Here is a 6,014-nt window from a genome sequence, read left to right as displayed (position 1 = left end):
CCAGCGCGAACGGGTCCGGAATCGCGCCGGCCGGATTCGGATTGCTGGTGGTCGCGCGATCCCGGTCGGGGATGCCCTGGCGCGGGGTGTCTTCGAAGTCGAGCATGGCGTGTTCCTTTGCTGTGCTTCGTTAAAAAGCGTCGTTTCGTTGTGTGCTGTCGGGGCTAAAAGAAGAGGAACTGTCCGCAGATGAACGCAGATTGACGCAGATAAAAGAAACGACTTGTTGTTTTGTCTTCAATCTGCGTGCTTCTGCGTCCATCTGCGGATCAATGTATTCGTCTTCGCCTTACTGACAGGCCTCGCAATCCGGATCGTCGATGGCACAGGCCATGGGTGCGACCGGCTCGCCTTTCGGCGCGGGCGAGGTGCCGGCGCTGTGGCCATTGCTGTGGCCGTGACCGTTGGCCGACGCGCTGGCGCTGCCCGTGACCGAGCCGCCCGCACTGATACCGCCGCCGCCACCGTTGCCGACCGCGTTCAGCCGGTGATCGGCGATGGTCGACTTCTCGGTGTGCGTGGCGCTGGTCGAGCGCAGGTAGTAGGTGGTCTTGAGCCCCTTCTTCCACGCCAGCTTGTACAGCTCGTCGAGCTTGCGGCCCGATGGTTCGGCCATATACAGGTTCAGGCTTTGGGCCTGATCCAGCCATTTCTGGCGGCGCGAGCCGCATTCGACCAACCAACGCGCATCGATCTCGAAGGCGCATTTGTAGAGCACCTTGAGCTCGTCCGGGATACGGTCGATCGCCTGCACGGAGCCGTCGTAGTATTTGAGATCGTTGGCCATGACCTGATCCCACAAGCCGCGCTCCTTGAGGTCGGCGACCAGATACGGATTGGCTACGGTGAACTCGCCCGACAGGTTCGATTTGACGTACAGGTTCTGGTACGTCGGCTCGATCGACTGACTCACGCCGGTGATATTGGCGATGGTCGCGGTGGGTGCTATGGCCATGGTGTTGGAGTTGCGCATGCCGACCTGGCCGATGCGGGTCCGCAGGCTCTCCCAGTCCAGCGTCTGCGACTCGTCCTGATCCAGATATTCGGCCCCGCGATTCTCGCGCAGCAGCTTGATGGAATCGATCGGCAAAATGCCCTGATCCCACAGGCTGCCCTTGAACGAGCTATAGGCGCCGCGCTCCTCGGCCAGATTGGTCGAGGCCTGGATGGCGTAGTAGCTGATCTGCTCCATGGAGCGATCGGCGAATTCCACCGCCTCGTCGGACTCGTACGGCAGTTTCAGCTTGTACAGCGCGTCCTGGAAGCCCATCAGGCCCATGCCGACCGGGCGGTGACGCAGGTTGGAGTCGCGCGCGGTCTTGACGCTGTAGTAGTTGTACTCGATCACGTTGTCGAGCATACGCATCGCGGTGTTGACGGTGCGCTCGAGTTTGGCCGTGTCCAGCTCGCCCCGGCCTTCTTCATTCAACACGATATGCTGCGGCAGGTTCACGGAGCCCAGGTTGCAGACCGCGATCTCCTTGCCCGGCGCCGTGTTGAGCGTGATTTCCGTGCACAGGTTCGAACTGTGCACCACACCCTTGTGCTGTTGCGGCGATCTGAGATTGCACGGGTCCTTGAAGGTGAACCACGGGTGGCCCGTTTCGAACAGCATGGACAGCATCTTGCGCCACAGGCCGACGGCGCCGATGGTCTTGCAGTTCGTGATCTCGCCTCTAGCGGCGGCTTCCTCGTAGGCCACATAGGCGGCCTCGAAGGCGGCCCCGGTCAGATCGTGCAGGGTCGGCACGTCGTCCGGCGAAAACAGAGTCCAGTTTTCGTCGTTTAGCACACGCTTGACGAACAGATCCGGGATCCAGTTCGCGGTGTTCATGTCGTGGCAGCGGCGGCGATCGTCGCCGGTGTTCTTGCGCAGATCGAGGAATTCCTCGATGTCCTTGTGCCAGGTTTCCAGATAGGCACAGACCGCGCCCTTGCGCTTACCACCTTGATTCACGGCCACGGCCGTATCGTTGACGACTTTCAGGAACGGCACCACGCCCTGGCTCTTGCCGTTGGTGCCCTTGATATGGGCGCCCATGGCGCGGACATTGGTCCAGTCGTTGCCGAGCCCGCCGGCGAACTTGGACAGCAGCGCGTTGTCCTGCACCGCTTCGTAGATGCCGTGCAGATCGTCGGACACGCTGGTGAGATAACAACTGGACAGCTGCGGACGCAGCGTGCCGGAGTTGAACAGCGTCGGCGTGGACGACATAAAATCGAAGCTCGACAACAGCTTGTAGAACTCGACCGCTTTTTCCTCGCGCTCGATCTCGTTGAGCGCGAGCCCCATCGCCACGCGCATGAAGAACGCCTGCGGCAGCTCGAAGCGCTTGTTTTGGTGATGGATGAAGTAGCGGTCGTAAAGCGTCTGCAGGCCGAGATAGGTGAAGCCCAGATCGCGATCGGCGATCAGCGCGTTGCCGAGCATGTCCAGATCGTACTCGCCCAGGCGCGGATCAAGCAGCTCGTGGTGCACGCCCGACGCGATGAAGTCCTTGAAGTACCGAGTATAGCCCTCGCGCATCTCGGCGTGGGTGGCATACAGCACATCGCCGTCGGCGAGAAACGTCAACGCTTCGTGGCGCAGCTTGTCCATCAGTAGGCGCGCGGCGACCGAGCCGTAGTTCGGTTCGGCTTCCAGACGCTGGCGCGCGGACAGAATCAGCGCGGTCGACAGCTCGTCCTCGGTGATGCCGTCGTAGGCGTTTTTCAGCGCATCGGCCAGCACGGTCTCGGCGGCCACCCCGGCGACGCCTTCGCAGGCCTCGCCGATCACGCGCGTCAGGCGGTCGCGATCGAGTTCGGCGGTGGCGCCGTTGTTGAAGGTGACCTGGATCTCACGGCCGGCGGCCGGCGCGTCGGCAGCACCCGTCTCGGCCTGCTTGGCCGCGCGCTCGCGGGCGCGCTGTTCACGATAGAGCACGTACGAGCGGGCCACCTTGTGCTCGCCGAAGCGCATCAGCGCCAGCTCGACGTAGTCCTGGATGTCCTCGATATGGACCGCGCCGCCGCCCGGCAGGCTGCGGGTCACGCCCTGGACCACCTGTTCGGTGATGTCCTTGACGGTCTGGCGGATGCGCGACGAGGCCGCGCCCTGCTGGCCTTCCACGTCGATGAACGCCTTGGTGACGGCGAGTTCAATCTTGGAAGCATCGAACGGCGTGACCTTGCCGTTGCGACGAATGACCTTGTACGCGCCCGGCTTGGTGGCCTCGATGGCCGCGCCGAAGCTCGCCTCGCCCTGCCGGCCGCGCGATTCGCTGCGCTCGGAAATCTCTGCTTGTTCCATCTCGTCTCCGCGCTGGTTGGCTGCGCTGCGCCGCAACGCGCCGTGAAAGATTGCCCCTTTTAAAACGACCCCTGACGACGCCGTGAACCGCTGGGCACCGGGCCGCTGGACAACCAAGATACCCCACTAGATACTGTGGTCAAGGCCCCGTTTTATGGCCTTAAATCACTACATATTGTGTGACGCCGGTGAACAGAACGTGCACAACGCTGTGGATAAACCCCGGGATAATTTCGCCGATGCGCCGTCCGACAAGGCTTTGCCGCGTTGCCGTGCGGTTCGCCGCGATACGATCGCCACGGCGACGTCTTGTATCTCGCCCGTGTTTGTCGCCGATCGCGCACGCCGGCGGATTTCACCCGTCATCGGGCACAATTTCTTCGTCGGCAAGCTCTTACGACCGTCGGAAAATATTACGATTATTTTTCTTGTTTCCGGCCGCTACATCGATAGCTTCGACGAAACGCGAACACGACGCGGCCGGCGCGGCCGTATCGAAACAGGAATGACGCCGCCACCCAGACCGGCGACAATACCGCCATGGATGTGATCGTTATTCGCCACGGTATCGCGCTTGAACGTGAACAGGCCCGCGCCATGAACCTGTCCGACGCCGAGCGCCCGCTGACCGCGCACGGCGAGCGGCGCACCCGCGCGGCCGCGGCCGGTCTGCGCGCGGCGCTGGCCGGGATGCCGATCGACGATATTCTGACCAGCCCGCTGCTGCGCGCGCGCCAAAGCGCGGAAATCCTGGCCGGCTATCTGGACGACCCGCCGGTCGACGAGGCCGATGTACTCGCCCCGCCGGTCGAAATGGAAGCATTGGACGATTGGCTGCATACCCATTTCGGCGAGCGCCGGGTGATGCTGGTTGGCCACGAACCGGATTTGGCGAGTTGGGTGTCGTGGAGCCTGACCCGCCGGCGCGATCGCTTGCTGGCCTTCAAGAAAGCCGGCGCCGCGCTGCTGGAATTCCCCGGCGCGCCCGACGGCGGCACCGGCACCCTGCGCTGGCTGCTCACGGCGTGCCAGCTGCGCGCGCTGGCCTAACGCCTACGCTGTATCGTAAGCCACCATGACCGAATACGACTGGCTGATCATCGGCGGCGGCCCGCACGGCCGCTTTATCGCCGCCTCGATCGCACGCGCCGCACGAGAAGCCCGTCTGGCCGTGGTCGATCCGTTGCCGGCGCTGGCCGCTTGGCGCGCCCGGGCCGCAGCCTGCGGCATGCGCTACCTGCGCTCGTCCAACGCCCATCATCTGGGCGCGCGCGCCGACAGTCTGCGCCGGTTCGCGCGCGCGGCGGGCTACGACGGAACGCATGCGCTCGGCTATTATCGCCGGCCTTCGCTGGCGCTGTTCGACGAGCACGCCGCGGCCGAACTCGGCGCGCCGGCGCACGTGCCGCGCCGCGCGCATCGTCTTACGCGCCGGCACGGCGGCTGGCGCGTCGAACTCGATGACGGCGACACGCTCACCGCCCGCCGCGTCGTACTCGCCACCGGCCCCGGCCGGCCCTATCGCCCGGCCGGATTCGAGCACGCCGAGCATGTCTTCGACCCGGATTTCGAGCTCGGCGACCCGGGTGCGGCGACCGTAATCGTGGGCGGCGGCATCACCGGCGCCCAGTTCGCGCTGCGCGCCGCCGAGGCCGGGCGCCGCACGTGCTGGCTCACCCGGCATCGACCGGTGCGCGCGGATTTCGATTCCGACCCCTGCTACGCCGGCCCGCGCTGCCTGGCGCCGTTCGTGAACGCCCCGCCCGCGCGGCGCACCCAAATGCTGGCCGACGCGCGCCTGCCGGGCACACTGCCGCCGGATATCCACGGCGCGATCACCGCAGCACTCGCGGCCCGCCGGGTCGCCTGGCGCCGTGGCGAGCCCGAACGCCTGACGCCGAGCGGCGTGCTGCTGGCCGACGGCCGGCTGATCCATGCCGGGCGCGTGATTCTGGCGACCGGATTCGCCCACCGCCCCGACCCAAACAGCCTGCTCGGGCGCGCGGTCGCCGATTTCGATCTGGCGCTCGACCCGGCCGGCCATCTGTATATCGATGCCGAACTGGCCGCCGCGCCGGGCCTGCACATCGCCGGGCGCCCGGCCAGCCTGCAGCTCCGGCCCATGGCCGGCAACATCAAGGGCGCGCGTCTGGCCGGGCGCGTGCTGGCGGCGATCGCCCGCCACGCGGCCGCCGCCGCATGAGATCCATCCTTGGGAGATTGTCGTGTCCGATACGCTGACCACCGTTATCGAACATTACGGCCTGCTGGCGGTGTTCGTGCTGAGCACGCTCGAATCCGCCTGTATTCCAATCGCAAGCGAAGTGGTGGTGCCCCCGGCGGGATTTCTGGCCTACCAGGGCGCGCTGTCGCTCTGGGGCGTGGTGGCAGCCGCCACGCTGGGCAACGTCGCCGGCGGCTGGATCGCCTACGCCGTCGGCCGGCGCGGCGGGCGCCCGCTGATCCGGCGCTACGGCCGCTATATTTGGCTTAGCGAGCGGCATCTGGCGCGGGCCGAGGCCTGGTTCACCCGGCGCGGCGAGATCACGGTGTTCGTGGCCCGTCTGCTGCCGGCGTTTCGCACCTTCATCTCGTTGCCGGCGGGCATCGGCGAAATGCCGTTGGGGCGTTTTCTGATCTATTCCCTGCTCGGCTCGCTGCCGTGGAATCTGGCGCTGGCGCTGGCCGGCTACGAGTTCGGCGCCCACTGGGACACGATCGA

General features: G+C 65.7%; 5 protein-coding genes. 4 read left to right on the top strand and 1 reads right to left on the bottom strand.

Annotated elements, in window-relative coordinates; all coding sequences use genetic code 11:
- Positions 1-289 precede the first annotated feature (289 nt).
- Positions 290-3,292, bottom strand: a complete 3,003-nt coding sequence (locus VFJ08_RS02075; RefSeq protein ID WP_324994652.1) for a ribonucleoside-diphosphate reductase subunit alpha — start codon at positions 3,290-3,292, stop codon at positions 290-292.
- 154 nt (positions 3,293-3,446) lie between these two features.
- On the opposite strand from VFJ08_RS02075, the gene VFJ08_RS02070 reads away from it, so the two are divergent.
- From VFJ08_RS02070 to VFJ08_RS02055, 4 genes are all read left to right on the top strand, one after another.
- A complete protein-coding gene (locus VFJ08_RS02070) occupies positions 3,447-3,842 on the top strand; it encodes a hypothetical protein (protein ID WP_324994649.1) in 396 nt (131 codons plus the stop codon).
- Complete coding sequence (gene sixA / locus VFJ08_RS02065; RefSeq protein ID WP_324994647.1) at positions 3,833-4,342, top strand: phosphohistidine phosphatase SixA; 510 nt, start codon at positions 3,833-3,835, stop codon at positions 4,340-4,342. The genes VFJ08_RS02070 and sixA overlap by 10 nt, the downstream gene beginning before the upstream one ends.
- A gap of 25 nt (positions 4,343-4,367) precedes the next feature.
- Positions 4,368-5,495, top strand: coding sequence for an FAD/NAD(P)-binding protein (locus tag VFJ08_RS02060; protein ID WP_324994645.1), 1,128 nt, complete (start codon positions 4,368-4,370; stop codon positions 5,493-5,495).
- A gap of 22 nt (positions 5,496-5,517) precedes the next feature.
- Positions 5,518-6,014: DedA family protein (locus VFJ08_RS02055; RefSeq protein WP_324994643.1), on the top strand; the 497-nt coding region annotated here is incomplete at its 3' end.

Origin of the sequence: Salinisphaera sp. (genome assembly GCF_035690525.1) — a bacterium.
In the GTDB taxonomy this organism is placed as follows: domain Bacteria; phylum Pseudomonadota; class Gammaproteobacteria; order Nevskiales; family Salinisphaeraceae; genus Salinisphaera.
This window is presented reverse-complemented; position numbering and strand designations above follow the sequence as displayed.